This is a genomic window from Brachyspira catarrhinii, assembly GCF_005518285.1.
In the GTDB taxonomy this organism is placed as follows: Bacteria; Spirochaetota; Brachyspiria; order Brachyspirales; family Brachyspiraceae; genus Brachyspira; species Brachyspira catarrhinii.
In genome coordinates, this window is sequence record NZ_SJDU01000855.1 from 1 (window position 1) to 332 (window position 332).

Annotated in this window: 1 protein-coding gene; it reads right to left on the minus strand. The window is 32.2% G+C overall.

What is annotated here, in order from left to right:
* Window positions 1-81: 81 nt before the first annotated feature.
* Window positions 82-332, minus strand: a 251-nt coding sequence (locus EZH24_RS14600) for a hypothetical protein (RefSeq protein WP_236847296.1), incomplete at its 5' end; no start/stop codon positions are given.

The window sequence follows — 332 nt, forward strand, 5'->3', positions numbered from 1 at the left end:
TAAATTCGGTTTAACTCTTAAAAATCTTATTAACTTAAATCATATTATCTTCAACAACTTATAATTTATTCTTGATAATCTCTACCTTGCCGCTGCCACAGCTCTATGCTCCCACTGTCCTGTCTGCTCTACACCTTTGACGCTATATTTATAAACGCCAATTATTGTATAACTTTGAAAACCGCTACTTACTTCAAAAAAAGGAGAATTTGGAATAGTAGGTTTTACATTAAACTGAACCTTTGTTGGGTCTGCCGTATCTGGCTCTATAGAACTCATATCGCCATCTAATTCTACCTTACTAAATAAATTTTTATTATAATAAGTATCAC